Here is a 15,957-nt window from a genome sequence, read left to right on the forward strand (position 1 = left end):
GGCGGTATAATACCGGACTTATGCGTTAAACCTTACTGATATTAATAGATTCGAATTTCTCTCCTATTTCTCCTCTTGCCTCGGCTTCTATCCTTTTTTTGATTTCGTAATATTGTCCTATGGTTGCCCCATCGACAATATTGTATCCCCAATTGGCCAATTTCTGATACATCCAGTCCGGCGCCGGAGCGTGAGTAATATATTCACTGGACTGTGCCTTGGTATAGTTTATCCCGGATTGCCATACTCCCAAAGATTGTAACCATTCAATCTGTTTGGGCGTAGCATCTTCCAGCATTCTTCCTCTATGGTTCACTTTAAGAACAGGAAGGTCTAAAAGATCAACAGGTTTGTCGTGTTTATAGAACCGCATGATACGGAAATCCCGAACACGTTTTTGCTGCATCTCTGCAAATTCCAGTTGTCGCATGGCTTCTTCTTCATGATCCAGGAATTTCTGCCGTTGCTCGTCGGTAACGAATACTTTATCTTCGGCTTTTTTATCCTGATCCAAGGTCCATGTGTTGACCAGTTTGTGACTGCCCGTGTTGTCCACAAAGTCAAGGATAACACAGTTGTTTGCCTGGTGTTTCTGTCTGAACGGTTCAGATTTCAGACGAGTTCCTCTTCCAATTTGCTGACAGTATAATGCAAGTGATTGAGTAGGACGAGCCATAAGAACAGCGCCAATATCTTCATAGTCAAAACCTTCACAAAGCAGATCCACGTTAGTCAATACATCTACAATTTTAGTTCGAAAATTAGAAATAGTTTGTTGTCGGTCTTCATGATCCAGTCCGGAATGAACGGCTTTTGCAGCGAATCCTCCGGCTCTAAACATTTCAGCCATATTTTCAGCATGGGCAATATCACAACAGAATACCAATGCCTGTCTGCCAAAAGCATATTTGCGGTATTTCTGTACAACCAGGTTATTGCGTTCTGGTATATCTATTTTTGGAGAAAGTTCACTTTGGGAGAAATCACCGCCAATACGTTTTACTTTAGATATATCGACCTGTGTTTGTATCCGATGTGCTTCGATCTGACATAACCATCCATCTTTAATAGCCCGTTGAATAGGATATTCATAGACCATTTCATCCATGATATTGGAAAAGTCCAAACCATCAAGACGTGTAGGTGTTGCTGTAAATCCAAAACTGTTTTCGTACTTAAAGTATTGTAATGGAAGGATATAGGTTTTTGCCAAAAAATGATGAATTTCATCACCCATAACGCAATCAAAATGATCTTTTGGTATTCTATCGAGTCTTTTATGTACGGTTTGAATTGATCCGATAACAATACGTTTGTTTATTTCGAATACCGGTCCTTTAATTATACCGATATCCATAGGATACATACGGTTAAAATCACGAAATGCTTGGTCCATGAGTTCCTCCCGGTGACAAAGAAAAAGAGTGCGTTTATAGTCCTGTGATATACCTACTGCGAGTAATCGCTTACCTACGCCCGTCGCGGCAACGATCAATTGCCGTTTGACTTTTTTCTTTTTCTTTTTGACTTGCTCGAGACATTCGAGCTGGTATGGCCTCCAATTTATTTTCATGACTGGTTTGTTAGAAATTCTTCAATACAGTAAGGTACAATCGGTACAGGACTTTCTTTTTCCGCCATTTTTATGTCCATATAAAGTTCATAGTCTAAAAGAAGCTGTAAATTATACAGACTTAATTCCATCGGTTCGAAAATATAAACAGGTTTTCCTTTTATAATAACCAATGCTTTATTTTTCATTTCAATTGCTGTCATAGTTTTAAAGTTTATGTATTGCATGTTCCATTACACTCTCCCATTTTTTAAATCCGAATAATACGACGGATACAGGCCATGAAATTAAAACGCAAATCAGGGCAATTAACCAGAATAATCTTTTAAGAATTTTCATATTTTTAAGTTTTGGAAAAAGATAATCACGAGTTGCAAAGATAATATTAAGTTCACAATAAACAAAAATAATTGAACTTTATTTTTGCTTTGTTCATAAAAAAGGAAGGGATGATACACCCTTCCTTCCAACTAAAAACCAATTAATCCACTTTTACCGGCATTAGACTTCACCGGGCTTTTCCTGTCTCCTGTGATGACTTCTCTTTTTTGACGGTATGGCATCTTCCCCGGCTTCATTGATTGCCGGATTGTCCGATCCTGGCTCATCCGGTTCAGGATTAAGTCCGGAGTATTTATCCATTTCTTCATCTTCAATAAATGCTTCTTCCGGTTTGTTTTCCGTTAATGCAATATAAATGCTATGCGTAAGATTGGAGAGTTCCTGTTCATAATCCGGCAAATATCGGTTCACAAGGAATGTCCCCCATTCTTTGTTATTGGCATGGATATCACTGATATCCGTATCGCTGGGTTTAAGTAAAGCAGTACCTGCATTGTAAATTTCCCATAAGGATATCTCATGTGATTCCCCACCAATACCATGGCGTTCAAGGCTGGCGGTTTCAAATCCTCTGGTAATCTTTACAACGGATGTGATGTTAAAGGGGGCATCACATACCACTCCGGGCATATTCTGCCGGACGGCAAGGCGTAACAAGGCGCCCATAACATTGTCAATGATATCATCAGAGTCTTGGTCAATGAACAATTTGTCTATCATCATACGGGCCATGGCGATGTCAATGCTTATATTGGCTTCATAATCATCCAACCACACACGCAAAGCATTTATCAGGTCATTATAAGACTTCTTCTGGCTTCTCTTGGCAGTATATGTTGAGAACCATTTGTCACCAAAGATGCAATGATTGGTACAGACACGATTATACAGGCCGAAAGCCAGGTCAATGCCTTTGTCGTGGAAAGCACAGGATATACCAGGCTTAAGATCACCTTCAAAAGCAAAGATCCATTGGATAAGGATTTTGTTAAATACCCATGTATCGATAGGCGTTTCATTGGCCGGTATCTCCGCACGTTCCTTGCGGGTCATTACGTTCTCCGAGCCGTTGGCTTGCACCAGGATGGGTTGCATATAATAGACTATGCCATACTTGTCCAGGATGGCGTTGACCTCTTCTATGAGTTCATACGCTTCGACAGGACGTGACTCCGGTGGCTTACGGTTAGAATTAAGATATGCCTTACTCTGGCACAACAAATCAAAGGAAATTTCCTTGTATTTCTCTCCTTCGGCAAAGAAGAAAATCGGTTCCGAATTCTGAACTGGGTCTTGAGTTTCGACGTCATTATTCATTGAGTTTAAATTTAAAAGGTTATTTTGAATAGGATTGAGCATAGTCAAAAAAGGGCAATAATGGTTTTTTAAGTGTATTACAAATGCAGGAGAGCGGACCTCTAACGTAGTCACACACACCAGATCAATCGATCCACGTATATTATCCACTCATTTTCAAGCCTATTTGATACCCTGACAAGTAAGGATTCCTGCATATTGACAGGCATTGAAGTTTATAAAAAAGATAAACAAGACTTATCGTCTTGCTTATCCTAATATTAAATCGTTCCAAACCTGACCCTGCATTTCCAGTCCTATTCATTCCACCCCAATCCGCATACTATTTTGATGTTAAAAAAAAAGATAAGTAAGACAAAATATCTCACTTATCTTCCGTTTCTGTACTATCCATATACTATATTACCACTCCTCACCTCTACAGACCGTACTCGACCCATCATCACCTTATACTGATATTTTTAATATTTAAAAAAAAGATAAGTTCAATTTCTCAAACTTATCTTAAATCAGACCTCGGCGGGACAAATCTGAACAAATCAAGCCTCACAGTATCTTACCGCGCCTCACCTTATACTAATATTTTTAATTCTGTATTAATTTCCATCGACCAAAAGCATATTTTGTTTTTTCCGGTCTCATTTCTCCAATTCCAGATCCATATCCCGCGGCCATTACAAGTTGATAAATTTCATCAAGACTTAAAATACCTTGATTGAATTCTATATTTAAAACGGCACTCCACACGCGATATTCGGGACGATAACGCAGATCTGGTGCACCACTTGAAAGTCGAACAATATCTCTACGCATAACACTTTCATTTGGGACTATTTTTACAAGTTGTGTAATTGGATCATCAGCGATAACAAAAAATGCACTTTGTATGTCTTTCATTACCATTCCGATCATTTTACCGGCACGAACCATGGACGCTTTAAATCCGACAGCAGGAAATCCTTCCCATCCATCAACACTTACATGTTTAGCGTCTTGATACTCTTGTTCCGGAATCAAAATATCATGTTTTGAATTTTTAGGTTTTCCCATATGTTTATCTTCCATTTCTTGGATAATTTTTTCACTCCATTTATGGACGATTAACGGTGATATCCCTTCTATTTTTATTTGAACATTGGCAATTTTGAGACCTTTAATCTCGACTTTTTCAATTTTTTTCATTATTTAAGAATTTAAAGTTTCAATAGCTTCCGAAATGATTTGTCCAACTTTTCGAAATTCTGTGTATGCATCAAGTTTCTTTTTGAGATACTTTAAATCCTGCAATACAGTTTTTCTTACAGTATCAATTTCACTTAACGAAAAAGTGTCGATATTACTGTAACCAGTATCATCCACGATTTCAAACACACCAACGGTAAAAGTTTGATCGTTACAAGTAATTTCAATTTCAACATTGTTAATCAAATGTCGAGCCTGATCAAGTCTCCATCTTTCTGCAGCTTTTTTATTATCCCAATCGAAATAATTGTGTAAAACCGCATTAATATTCTTACTTTCTTCAACGATAACTTCTGGGGTTAACTTTTCATGTTTGTCGCGGATTCTTCGCAATTCTGTGACCGCTTCTTTCGGGTCAATCTTTTTTGCTAATCCTTTTAATTTCCATTTATAGTTTTCCATTTTGTAAAGTTTTAAGAAAGAAATAAACAAGACTGTAAAAAAAATAAGCAAGATTATTAATCCTGCTTATTTAAATGTTTTAAAAAGAGAACGGTACTGAATTTAACAAGGAGGCGTAAACCGCACTTTTCGACGTTCTCGTTCCTTAATCGGCTCACCTATTGTCACAAACTTGCATGCATTATAGGAATTTCTATTTGTGACAAATATCTATCCCTGACAGACTGCTTCGAAGTCATCTATGCCATACAGAAGTTATCTGTTATGTTTAATCTGCATCAGGGAAGATCCTTATGGCTACAAAAGGATCTTTAATGCTTTGAAGGCTTTGTTTATTCCAACGAATTGGAGCCGGTATTATTGAACATGCTTACCGTTTTGTGCATGACCTTCAAAATGTTTTTGTACAAACGTCCGGGAGCCTTGCGGCACTTTGTTCCGTCAACCCACATTGTACTGACAAAAGGTTTCTATGAACGCTTTAGGAATTCAGTAATCCCGTTTCCCCGGGCGTTTATAAATATGTCTTAAAAAGCCGGGTTTCTCATCGCATATGGTCTGATCCATCCCGGCTTTGTGAAGAGCATCGTACCAGACTTGTTCATCCTTTTCACTGCATTTAATCGAGCAGTTAGATTGGCTCACTTTTACTTATCCGGCCTTTACTCTTGGCGAACACAGAAGGACTTGAACCTTCAACCAAGGCCACCCCCATGCGCTTGATAGCATGGTTTCAGGGCCCTGCTCTACCAATTGAGCTATATGTCCGTTGCCGGGATTTCGTTCCCGGCAGACGGTCTAAGCAACCCTTCTTAAGGGCTGGTTGTACATTTGATAAACGTTGCCAGTTATTGGCGTTATAAGTTCTCTTCTTTGCATAATAGCACCTGTCAAAACCGATCAGCCCCAAATCCAGTACTAACGCGACTGGTTAGCGATTCCAAGTGAATGGTGGAGCTGCAGGGAATCGAACCCTGGTCCAAAGTGTTTTGCTCAAAGCGTCAATGAACTTAATGTTTTAAAAAATCCGGGTGGTTAAACGAAGATGTAAATGTACTCTGTCAAGAACTTACTAACCTTTTGTTGTGAAACGCACCCGGATTTGAATGCAAATATATGAAAAAATCCCGCCGTTATAACATTCCAAAGAATAAACCGAAAATACTGACCGAATTATGAAAGAACGTGAAATGCCCAACGGCGGGATATGAATTGAGTGTTTAAAAGAAAAATAATCAAGATTTTCTTTTCTTTTTCCTTTTTTTTCTATGCGGTCGCCAGGAGGTTTTTTCCATCATAGTCCCGTAAATATAGGCATTTTTACGGTCCCCTGTAAGTCTTTTCTTCTCTGCCTGGGCCCGCAAATGTTGTTCCATTTCTTTTGGCATGACCGTAAAGTTTTGTCCTACAAAGATAAAGAATAAAAAATCGGTAATTAACCGGTTTCGTGTTTTTGTTTTACTTTTTGCATGGCTTGCATTACAATCTTATTGTATTTACGGATGGCATTTTTTTCATTGATAGCCATGATGTAAAAACATTTGGGATTGTAAATGGCTTTGCTGTTGAATACGGGTTTGCCTGTCGTGATATCCAGCGCTGCATTGCGCTCGATGTGCAGAGGTTTTATCTCACCGGTAGACATGGTAATTTCATATAAAATCATACCTTTTCGTAATGGAACACTGCCAAAGAACTTGTATTCCTGTCGGACCTTATCCTGCAGTTCAATACCGGCCTGGTTATCGGTAATGATTGGTAAAGGACTTTCAAATTCATTCATTGCAGTAAGGATTTGAACCAATTAACACCATCCTGAAATGCAGCCGATTCTTCTACGGAATATCTGTGATGGTAGCCTTCGCGTTCAACATAAACCGTTTTATCCGTTGGGAGGATAAATTCAGTAAATGAAAACATAATAAATTTATTTCCAGTAGGATTAAAACCCACTTTCAGATCGTCTTTTATATTTTCATATAAATCGTCAGGTATATCAGCAATTAGTATCTTTTTCATTTCTCTTCAGGTTCAAAAGTGAAATATTGTATTGCTTCGGCCATATGCTCGGCTCTTACGGTTTTTGCACAGTCCAGTATTGCAATAGTACTGGCCACTTCGTGAATCCTGGCAATAATTGCCATATTGAATTCCCATTCTTCTGTTGCATATTTAAGCAAAGTTATAGAATCTTCTTCGACTTTTAACAAATCGGAATTTAGTTTTCTGACTGCAGTAACACGTTCCACGACATTTTCTGACGGTTCGCATGAATTATCGGTAAAATAATGATCGGTAAGTATTCTTGGGGTCTGTAAGGTCATTACATGAGCCAGGTTGAACGATCCCAGTTCAATTGATATACTTCCCCGATTTAGGTATACTCCTTCCCTGGCGTTCCAGAAATCGATTCTGTCAATACCGGAATCACGAACGAAAAACCAATTCTTATCACGAAGGTTCAATCCTTTCAGGATATTAACGATAGCATCTATCAATGTAGTATTGCCATTGCCTCTGGTGGAGACAATATGCAGGTCGTGATATCCGGCCAGGCATATTTCAATGGCACGTTTGGTGGTTTCAATGCCTTGCAGTTGAGAGAAATCTGTTCTTTTCATAATTAATAGATTGTGTAAAAATTACCAAATTTAGTTATTGCCGGGATGTTTTCTGTGGCATCTTTTTGGATGGCATACATATCCGGTTGTGGAATGGGCGGCTGGTCACCAGATCCGATATTATCTTCGTCATACATAATCACTTCAATATCCGGATCTGTTGAATGAATAGACATAACCAATCCGGATTTTACATAAACAACGATTTTCTTTGGTTCCATAGTTTTATAATTTTAAGAAAAGAATAAACAAGTAAAAAAAGACGGTATTAACCGTCTTGGTACCTTGCTATTTCCAGTTCATCGGCCAGTTCTTCGCCCAGGTTGTCCATAAAATCTTCATAGTCATTCCATGTGATTCCATGCTTTTCTTTTAACTGCTGGAATTTCTTGTCATAAAAGTCCGTTATGACTTCAATGAATGGCATAATATTTCCATTGGCTTCTGCCTGTTCAATGGTGAAATAAGGACCATCAGAAGGATATCCTGGGTCTCCATTGCGAAATGTATGTACACCTGGATCTTTAGGAATGAATTCACCGATGAATGTAATAGAAATCTGGTCGTTTCCGGATTTAAAGGTTTTACTGAATGATTTGGATTTGTCATTGATTTTGCTCATGGTTTTAAAGTTTTGGAAGAAAGATAAAGAAGACAGCAATAATACTGTCTTTAGATTTCATTTCCTATCCTTTCACTATGATTTCAATGTCGATTAATTCGGCATCGTAAGGTAAGTCAGCTGCCGCTAAGCCTTTCTCTGAGAGATATTCATAGGCTTTCATAGCGGCTGTTTCAGCTAATAATTCGGGTAATTGACAGGTACACCATTCATTAATAAGTGCATCATAGATATAAAATTCATCCGTCCCCTTCTTTCGGAGGGCTTTGGCTTTGATGACGGTTTGGGATTGCAGGATTGCAATAGCTTCGTATAATGTTGTATTCACATCATTAGCTGAATAAGAGGCTGTTTCATTGCCCCATTTCAGTGCTTCGAGTTTCTTGATCAGTTCTTCCATTGGTTTAGGGGTTAAATTCGTTTAATGATTATCATTTTCTAAGTCTTTCCAACCTAAACCGTTATCTATCATGAATTTCAATTTTGTAATTTCATCCTGATATTCATGGATTAAGTGCTGCTGCTCTTCAATTAAGTCCCTATTATCCTTGCACGTCCCCGGCTGGGATTGTCCACAGCTTTCATCCACTTTACACATTGAGTCAAGCATTTCGCCAGTTGTGGGGAGTTGGCCTTTTAACATGTCTAATTTCTTAAACAATTCTGTTCTTATGATTTCATTTTCACATCTTTTTTTCATCGGTTCAGTAAATCCACATCTATTACAAGTCTTGCTTTTACAAAAACACATAATTGCAAGTGTATTGATGATTTTGTTAATTTGTTGATCGTAAGTTGTCAAGAGTTGTTTCATTCTTTCAAGTTCCTGTAATGTCTTTTTATGTCGATTAGACATTTCGTTCAGCTCTTCTAATATTGCTTTATTGAGATTTTCTAAAGCAATCTTTATTTTATCAGTCATACATTTCCCTCCAATATATTTTTATAATACAATATCTATTTACCCATGAGTGTAACCTATTATTATCCATCAATATTTCAGATAGTCTTTTTTCTGCATTTTTTTCATCTTTGAAGTCTTTTTCCACAACTATTGCCTCCTCAGTTGATCCCCCAAAATCCTCATGCCTATAGTGTAAATTGACAATAGCATAACATTGGCATATCTTTGCTTTTCTCATTTCTTATTAATTTCGGATTGGTGCTTGCGGAGGATTTCAATAATAGAATCTAACATTAAATTCCCGCTTCGAGTACAAACATCATTGCCATCTATTCTCATTTTCTCCATCTCCCGGATGATTTCGGTCAGGTCGGGGTGGGATTGAGCGTATATTATTTCATCATTAATGATAGATACAACCTGTAAAATAAATATATTCATATCTGCCTCCCGAAATTCATCGAAGTCTTCAAATATTTCCACTAATTTCTGTTTAATTTCTTGCTCCCTTGTTTTCATGGCTATTCAGAGTTAAGTTTCCTAATTAACTTATCGATGGCATCTATTTTATCATCATAAGAAGCGCCGATCCTTTCAGACCTAATTAACAATCGGACTAATTTTTTCCGCCTGATTTGTAGTTTAACAATTCTTTCTTCTTTTGTCATTTCCGTACAATTTTATAATCCCAAATAATATAGTTATCTGACCATTTCATGGCTGTTTAATCTGAAAGTTGAGTATCTTGAATTTCCTGTCGATTTCTTTGTAAAATATATCGCAATATATTTCATTAATGATATATCCGGGAATGATCTGTATCCATTCGTTAGACTGCTCGTTGCTCAATGAATCATTGTCATTGGAAACAGTATAAACCTGTTCTATATGACAGGTGGTGTCTTTAACATAAAATGTTACTTTTAAAGTATCCTGTGCTATGGCCTGGAACATGGAAAGTATTAAATATACAATCCAAAAAGCAATAATATATTTTGTATTTTTTTTCATGATATTTAGTTTTAAGAAAAATATAATCAAGTGACATTATCCCTGACCAGCGCCTTTGTTTCACTTAATACTAATATGCATTGGTTCTGGTTTTTAGCGAACTTCACCTGAAGTACCTCTTTATATAAACCTTTGAAACGATTGTATTGGAAGATTTTATATTTTAAAATAAATATTTCCGTAGCCCATCCTTTGGTATCGATTATAAGCCCGATAGACGGTATCCAGAAATCGACGACCCATTTTATCTCCCGGATCCAATCGTTTGTTACAGGCTCCCGGAAACCATCCTGGAGTACAAAAACTTTTTGCCTTTCATAAACAATACCGGACTTTGATAACAGGCCAGCCATGAACATTTCCAAGGTGCTGTCAAACTGGTCTCCGGCAAGGTTTATTACTTTCCTTGCATTATGCACTCTGGCATTTGCTTTTAATATCGGTATTGTTTCAATGGATGTATTTGGTTGTACAAATTTGCCATTAACAATATCACCTTTCCATGGCTTGCCGAATTTTCCCATAATATTTTGCTTTTAAAAGATTTCAATGTGATCTACTTCTCTCCAGGTATCGCCCAGTTGTTCCATAACCTTTACTTTGCCCATGCATTCTATCTGTAAAGTCCTTTTTGGCGTGGATTCATTACCGGATTGTTTGAATAGTTTTATTTCTTTTCGGAGTTGTTTTACGGTCCAATGATTTTCGCTTGCTTTTTGCAGAAAATCATCTTGTAATTCAGGTGATAAACTGGTTACTTCCATATGATGTGCTGGAGTGAGATCGTTCCGTTGACGGAACCCATCGATCTTGCCAGTCAAATACTTACGCTTTTTTAATGTACTTCTCGACAGTCCTGTAAGCAATTCCAATTCTGAATAAATATTGCCTACTTCTATGACATCTGTATATTCCTTTTTAATGCCAAATTTAGACCAGTCATTATACCAACCTTTGGAACCAATTTCAAGGGTGCGTATGGCACTGCCAAGATGGAGCCATTGTTTACGGGTTATATTATCCGGAATAATTAAATGATTTCCGGAAATATTTGCTTTATTAAACTTTACGATGTCCATATCTGTTAAGTTTTAAAAAGAATAGCCTGTAGGCTATTCCTTATTTTACTTTTTATTGCTGTTATTGATCTTCACGGTAGAGTTTTCCCGCATCTCGTTCACGGTAGAGTTTTCCCGCATCTCGTTCACGGTGGAGTTTCTGATAACCTCAATAATTGCATTTTTGACCGTATCGATTTTCACTCCCTCAGCAATCACAAAAATACCGCCCATCAAAAGTTTGCGATCTTCTGTAATAATCCTTTTTTTGACAATTTGATATAGTTTCCTTTCGGCATTTTCGAGCATCTTATCGGTTAACCAGTCCGGTTTAACATTTTCATCAACTTTCAATTGGTAAGTCGACAAATCCATCAGATCATCGCTGGTATATTCGAGTTTGGCAAACCTACCAACCTTGTCATCATTAAGATTATAAAGATTGATAATATCCTTATGTGAGGAGGTGTGAATGTCATGGAGCAGATCTCCATTGGGTTTGATAATTGCGGAATAAAATTTACACATGGTTTTAAAGTTTAATAATTTACAATATAATTGATCATATAATATTGTCCCGGGGGAATAGATTGGGATATAATGTCCAGTATCTCATCATTTTCTAAAACAGTAAGATATAGCATAACAGAATCGGCATTGCCATAAGCAGCCAGGTAAATGGTGTCTTCGGTATTGACATTGGCTGTGATCTGCCAGAAATCCTCGGCCCATAATTTTTCCCATTGGCCGGTGGTGTTAAACCCTACTTCATAAGTGCCCGTTCCGTCAGCGACCATCTGAACGGTTTTTTGATAACCGGGTTTAGTACAAGATGTAAATAATAGTCCAATAATGGATGTGATTGCTAAAATAAATATGAGCCCAAATAAGGCTTGTTTTTTAGTTACTTTCATAATGTTTAAAGATTATTGTAAATTTCTTTTAATTTCTCATCTTTCATGAATAAATCTTTGTAAGAATGTTTTTCAAGGAAATCGGCCATGAAAAAGTATTTATCTTTCCGGAGTCTTTTTATGAATAAGTTCCAGGAAGCGAAGGTTCGGTCTATGATTGTTTTGACTTCTGATTTTTTCATGTTTAACTGTAGTTGTGATTTCCATTTCTTTTCACAGATTAAGTAAAGGTTAACAGTTAAATTAGCGAAATCTTCAGTTGAATTTATTGAACAATGCATTATGGCATTATAAAGTTGGTTGTCGAGAAAGGTATTACTATTTTCCATGATGTTTAAAGTTTTGAGAAAAGAATAAAAAAGGCCGGCATGAAAAACCCAGGGATTTTACGATTGGAAATAAAGAAAGATTTATCTTTCTTTGTTTTCAATCTATTACTATATATATTACGAAGTAATATTCCATTAGTAAGCCTGTGAGCGTGCGTGCGTGCCATATAAGGTATAAAAAACAAAAATAATAAAAATATCCTTGTAAGTTCAAAAACATTTAATATATTTGCAGTATATTTTTATTGTTATGAGAATAGAATATAATACAGGATCAAGTAAAAGAGATTGGCATATAAATTTATTTATTTATATCGGATCGAATTGCTGGCGAACAATAGGATTTACATTTATTAAACATCATCCGATTATTGCGATTAAAAGATATTTCACAACCTGGAAAGGTTATGATTTTAAAATATAATAATTATGAAAACAAAAATATCAAATCTCCGGGCTCAACTGAAATATGAGTACTCGCCGTTCATCTTTACCGACTCATCCCTGGTGACTATCCTTAAAGATAACCGTAACCGTATTACATCACGCGGAGGGGAAATGATAAGGTCACGCGAATTATCCAATACGGAATTTGTTGATGAATATGTACAGCATATCTGTAAATGGATATCCCTGATCAATCCGGCAAAGAAAATGCTCACCTATATCCTGACTATCATGCAGGAACGAAATGAACAGGTCATTATAGATATTGACCGGGCTCTTGCTTTTACCGGTTATTCTTCAGACGTTTCTATTTATGACGGGCTTAATGACCTGGTCAATCATCAAATAATTGCCAGAAGCATGACTCCGTTTATGTTCTATGTCAATACCCGTTATATTATACCGGATAATATGGTACAATTTTCTGAACGGATTATCAGAAATAAACAAGCCATTTCAGAAAAAGAAAAAATGCAGGATATAAATGGGAATGATAAAATAAGTTCAGGCGATATGCCCGGCCCGGATAATAAAAAAGAGCAAAAAGAGGATTTGTATCAAATGCTATTGCAAAAAGAAAAAAAATAACTATCTTTGCAGTTACTATATTCCATTTCAATTCTTCATCATGTCGTGTCAAAGAAAGAAAGCCCTGCAATACTGCAGGGCTTTTCTTTGTTAGTACTCTTCCTGACCGTCTGTAGGTTTCAGCACCGGCTGTGCACTCAAACGGTTAATCTTGGTTATCTTGTTGCGGGTCTTCCCGTCAAAGACTTCCTCGGCTACCGTGATGGTGCAATTGGTGCCTACCAGCATGCCAATATCAAGGTGACCTGTGGCAATCAAATCATCAATGATGGCTGTTCCATTCTTTGACAGTTTGTTCAAAAACTGGTTCAGAATGTTACTGCATTGAACGGTACGTGCCGGATCTTCAACACGCATTCCGGTCTTTTTGGAGATGGCATAGCCTTTCACTTCATCCTTGGTGTAGGATTTCTGCTGTTTGGCTGACATCTCATCGAACCTGACCCAGCCACGGGTGTTGAAACGATGGGTTATGATGCCCGGCAAATTGTCCATTCTTATGAATGTCACCGCCAACTGATCATGCACGTCGGCAAACCGATAATTCTCCTTTTGTGCACCACTCAAATTGGAGTCATGATCAGTCACTTCCTTAACCTGCTTAACGATTACATCGTAAGCACCAACCGGCATGGTAATCACACTTACCTTTTCCGGTACGAAATTGTTTAAAAAATCACTCATAATGTTATATTGTTTTAAAGTTGAGAAAAAAAATAAAAAATGTTATGCATAGTGACAAAAGTATTTGAAGATTTAAAATATGGAGACATTGCCAGTTCCGTGACTGGCTTTCATCCCTGTTAATTCAGATCAATGTCTCCATGAAGTAAATAACAAAAGTATTTGAAGGAAAAATAATCAAGACAATTAATCATTATTCAATATGATTATTATAAATATCTTTGATTGATTCAATCGTATTGTTTATTTGTGAGCAATTATTACAATATATTAATGGTAATCCATACCGAGAATATTTATCGAATTGTTTTTTACATGATATTATATTAATATTTTTTATTTTGCTTTTAATTTCTATAATAGCAATAATTGTTGTTTTACTTTGATTAAGTATTACAATATCGAATTTGGAATGTTCATGCTTGTATTCAAGATAACAAGGAATATTTTCGATATATAATCTGCGGTAAATTTCAGCCTGTATATTTGCCTCTGTTATTCTATTCGGAATATTAAATGTTATCATAGTGATTAAGTTTAAAAACTTTCTTTATATATTTCTTTTTATATAAGATATACTTATTCCTATTACTTTTTTTTTATTTCTTATTTATTATATTGTATTAGATAGTGATAATGGTATGGTTTACTTAAAAAGAGATAAGAGTAAAAATTATACCCTTATTATTAATGATTGAAATAGTATAATAGTGAGATTAGACAACACTATTAAGAGAGAGATAAGGGGTAGATGATACAAATGTATGTCTTAATGGACATCTCTCAATGTAGGGCTTCCTATGCGTTTTTAGGGGCATATTTCGGGTAGGGTATAACCAAAGGTTTGGGAAAGAAATAAAAAGGGTGCATTACTGCACCCGGTTATTGATTCTGGATTTCTTCTGCATGCGGATCTTTGCCCGGCGATCCCGGTTGAAATGTTTGGGTATACCGGAACAAGGAGGAAAGTGAATATATATTCTGTCAGGGACAGGTGTGTGATGTTCCGGAATAATATGTTCCGGTTGTGGTTTGTCCAGCACTATGCGTTCGGTGCGTGGCTGGAAGATGTTCTTAAGGGCTTTGAATGAACGGCTGAGAAAGTCATTTTATTTCATAGTTTGTATATTTGGTGTAAAGATAAAAAAGAAAAGAGCCAAGCGGCTCTAATCTTGTTAATGCCTTTTTCGCCGTACCATTAACTGGGCATGTGTCTTAAAAGGAATATTCCGGTAGTGGTTCTACCTTGCCTTGCTGCAGGTCTATGGCCTTGGCAAGTAAGAACACTTCCAGTTCACAAAGGAATTCAAAGTCATTGGGGTTGGTCACATTGCGTATCTGCAATAGTTTGGCGTCAAAGTAATACCTCTTCCTGCCAATCTTAACAATGGGTAATTGGTTTGCCATAATGATGGAATTTAGAGAAAAAATAATTTATTCATATTCAGCGTGTTAGTCTCACTTGTCCACCGTATGGAGACAAAAAGAAGAGGGACTAATGCCCCTCTAAATAACTTACATCCGGATTGTACTCATGGTCCACATCATTTTCCAGGTCGTACTTGATGCAGAGTCTTAAATGTTCCCTGACTTTGGCAATAGAGGTGAAGTACATTGGGTAACCTTCCTGGTTCTTTACCCGTTCATCAAGGAATATGGCATAAGTGGCTTTGTCGGCGAATTCTGCATAATACACCGGGTTATAATCCACAATGTAAATACCGATCTGTTGTGCTGCCGTGCGGGCCTTGATGCAATGATAAACCAACAGGTCCACGGCTTTGTCCTGGTCGATACAGGACAGGGTCACTTCATAGCATGTCCCTTCTTCGTTGATAGACATAAGTCCGCCGGGAGCGCTTACACGCTGTGCTATGGCCATGCTCATACATGCCAGCATTGC

At 37.1% G+C, this 15,957-nt stretch carries 25 protein-coding genes and 1 tRNA gene; 2 read left to right on the forward strand and 24 right to left on the reverse strand.

Annotated features, from left to right (window positions below):
- Positions 1-25: 25 nt before the first annotated feature.
- From WC222_11540 to WC222_11640, 21 genes are all read right to left on the reverse strand, one after another.
- A complete protein-coding gene (locus WC222_11540; GenBank protein ID MFA6917023.1) occupies positions 26-1,573 on the reverse strand; it encodes a DEAD/DEAH box helicase in 1,548 nt (515 codons plus the stop codon).
- Positions 1,570-1,776 carry a hypothetical protein gene (locus tag WC222_11545; protein MFA6917024.1) on the reverse strand — a complete coding sequence of 69 codons (207 nt, stop codon included), beginning with the start codon at positions 1,774-1,776 and terminating at the stop codon, positions 1,570-1,572. Before WC222_11545 ends, WC222_11540 begins: the two co-directional genes overlap by 4 nt.
- Positions 1,777-2,074: 298 nt before the next feature.
- Positions 2,075-3,382 (reverse strand): hypothetical protein, encoded by a 1,308-nt coding sequence (locus tag WC222_11550; protein ID MFA6917025.1) that lies wholly within the window; start codon positions 3,380-3,382, stop codon positions 2,075-2,077.
- A 435-nt stretch (positions 3,383-3,817) separates the two neighbouring features.
- Positions 3,818-4,414, reverse strand: a complete 597-nt coding sequence (locus WC222_11555) for a hypothetical protein (protein ID MFA6917026.1) — start codon at positions 4,412-4,414, stop codon at positions 3,818-3,820.
- Positions 4,415-4,417: 3 nt separating this feature from the next.
- On the reverse strand, positions 4,418-4,876 hold the full coding sequence (locus WC222_11560) for a hypothetical protein (protein MFA6917027.1): 459 nt from the start codon (positions 4,874-4,876) through the stop codon (positions 4,418-4,420).
- Positions 4,877-5,545: 669 nt separating this feature from the next.
- Positions 5,546-5,644, reverse strand: a tRNA-OTHER gene (locus WC222_11565).
- Positions 5,645-6,311: 667 nt separating this feature from the next.
- The gene (locus WC222_11570) at positions 6,312-6,659 is read right to left on the reverse strand and encodes a hypothetical protein (protein ID MFA6917028.1); all 348 of its coding nucleotides are present in this window, start codon (positions 6,657-6,659) and stop codon (positions 6,312-6,314) included.
- Entirely contained in the window at positions 6,656-6,895 is a 240-nt protein-coding gene (locus WC222_11575) for a hypothetical protein (GenBank protein ID MFA6917029.1), read from the reverse strand. The genes WC222_11570 and WC222_11575 overlap by 4 nt, the downstream gene beginning before the upstream one ends.
- Positions 6,892-7,497, reverse strand: a complete 606-nt coding sequence (locus WC222_11580; protein MFA6917030.1) for an ATP-binding protein — start codon at positions 7,495-7,497, stop codon at positions 6,892-6,894. Before WC222_11580 ends, WC222_11575 begins: the two co-directional genes overlap by 4 nt.
- A gap of 2 nt (positions 7,498-7,499) precedes the next feature.
- Positions 7,500-7,673, reverse strand: coding sequence for a hypothetical protein (locus WC222_11585; protein MFA6917031.1), 174 nt, complete (start codon positions 7,671-7,673; stop codon positions 7,500-7,502).
- Positions 7,674-7,765: 92 nt separating this feature from the next.
- On the reverse strand, positions 7,766-8,119 hold the full coding sequence (locus WC222_11590; GenBank protein MFA6917032.1) for a hypothetical protein: 354 nt from the start codon (positions 8,117-8,119) through the stop codon (positions 7,766-7,768).
- A gap of 64 nt (positions 8,120-8,183) precedes the next feature.
- Positions 8,184-8,519 (reverse strand): hypothetical protein, encoded by a 336-nt coding sequence (locus WC222_11595; GenBank protein ID MFA6917033.1) that lies wholly within the window; start codon positions 8,517-8,519, stop codon positions 8,184-8,186.
- A 21-nt stretch (positions 8,520-8,540) separates the two neighbouring features.
- Entirely contained in the window at positions 8,541-9,041 is a 501-nt protein-coding gene (locus tag WC222_11600; GenBank protein ID MFA6917034.1) for a hypothetical protein, read from the reverse strand.
- Positions 9,034-9,261 carry a hypothetical protein gene (locus tag WC222_11605; GenBank protein MFA6917035.1) on the reverse strand — a complete coding sequence of 76 codons (228 nt, stop codon included), beginning with the start codon at positions 9,259-9,261 and terminating at the stop codon, positions 9,034-9,036. Before WC222_11605 ends, WC222_11600 begins: the two co-directional genes overlap by 8 nt.
- Entirely contained in the window at positions 9,258-9,542 is a 285-nt protein-coding gene (locus WC222_11610; protein ID MFA6917036.1) for a hypothetical protein, read from the reverse strand. The genes WC222_11605 and WC222_11610 overlap by 4 nt, the downstream gene beginning before the upstream one ends.
- A gap of 195 nt (positions 9,543-9,737) precedes the next feature.
- Complete coding sequence (locus WC222_11615) at positions 9,738-10,034, reverse strand: hypothetical protein (GenBank protein MFA6917037.1); 297 nt, start codon at positions 10,032-10,034, stop codon at positions 9,738-9,740.
- 26 nt (positions 10,035-10,060) lie between these two features.
- Positions 10,061-10,558: a DUF1064 domain-containing protein gene (locus tag WC222_11620; GenBank protein ID MFA6917038.1), complete on the reverse strand. Its 498-nt coding sequence runs from the start codon at positions 10,556-10,558 to the stop codon at positions 10,061-10,063.
- A 12-nt stretch (positions 10,559-10,570) separates the two neighbouring features.
- The gene (locus WC222_11625) at positions 10,571-11,113 is read right to left on the reverse strand and encodes a hypothetical protein (protein ID MFA6917039.1); all 543 of its coding nucleotides are present in this window, start codon (positions 11,111-11,113) and stop codon (positions 10,571-10,573) included.
- Positions 11,114-11,158: 45 nt separating this feature from the next.
- On the reverse strand, positions 11,159-11,620 hold the full coding sequence (locus tag WC222_11630) for a hypothetical protein (GenBank protein MFA6917040.1): 462 nt from the start codon (positions 11,618-11,620) through the stop codon (positions 11,159-11,161).
- Between the two features lie 11 nt (positions 11,621-11,631).
- Entirely contained in the window at positions 11,632-12,006 is a 375-nt protein-coding gene (locus tag WC222_11635) for a hypothetical protein (protein MFA6917041.1), read from the reverse strand.
- 5 nt (positions 12,007-12,011) lie between these two features.
- Positions 12,012-12,188: a hypothetical protein gene (locus WC222_11640; protein ID MFA6917042.1), complete on the reverse strand. Its 177-nt coding sequence runs from the start codon at positions 12,186-12,188 to the stop codon at positions 12,012-12,014.
- A 576-nt stretch (positions 12,189-12,764) separates the two neighbouring features.
- On the opposite strand from WC222_11640, the gene WC222_11645 reads away from it, so the two are divergent.
- Complete coding sequence (locus WC222_11645; GenBank protein ID MFA6917043.1) at positions 12,765-13,370, forward strand: hypothetical protein; 606 nt, start codon at positions 12,765-12,767, stop codon at positions 13,368-13,370.
- 90 nt (positions 13,371-13,460) lie between these two features.
- Here the strand turns inward: WC222_11645 and WC222_11650 are convergent, their stop codons facing one another.
- The gene (locus WC222_11650) at positions 13,461-14,054 is read right to left on the reverse strand and encodes a hypothetical protein (protein MFA6917044.1); all 594 of its coding nucleotides are present in this window, start codon (positions 14,052-14,054) and stop codon (positions 13,461-13,463) included.
- Between the two features lie 968 nt (positions 14,055-15,022).
- On the opposite strand from WC222_11650, the gene WC222_11655 reads away from it, so the two are divergent.
- The gene (locus WC222_11655; protein MFA6917045.1) at positions 15,023-15,145 is read left to right on the forward strand and encodes a hypothetical protein; all 123 of its coding nucleotides are present in this window, start codon (positions 15,023-15,025) and stop codon (positions 15,143-15,145) included.
- Between the two features lie 124 nt (positions 15,146-15,269).
- Here the strand turns inward: WC222_11655 and WC222_11660 are convergent, their stop codons facing one another.
- Together WC222_11660 and WC222_11665 are read right to left on the reverse strand one after the other, a co-directional pair.
- Positions 15,270-15,461 (reverse strand): hypothetical protein, encoded by a 192-nt coding sequence (locus WC222_11660; protein MFA6917046.1) that lies wholly within the window; start codon positions 15,459-15,461, stop codon positions 15,270-15,272.
- Between the two features lie 88 nt (positions 15,462-15,549).
- Positions 15,550-15,957, reverse strand: a 408-nt coding sequence (locus WC222_11665; GenBank protein ID MFA6917047.1) for a hypothetical protein, incomplete at its 5' end; no start/stop codon positions are given.

This window comes from Parachlamydiales bacterium, assembly GCA_041671045.1.
In the GTDB taxonomy this organism is placed as follows: Bacteria; Chlamydiota; Chlamydiia; order Chlamydiales; family JABDDJ01; genus JABDDJ01.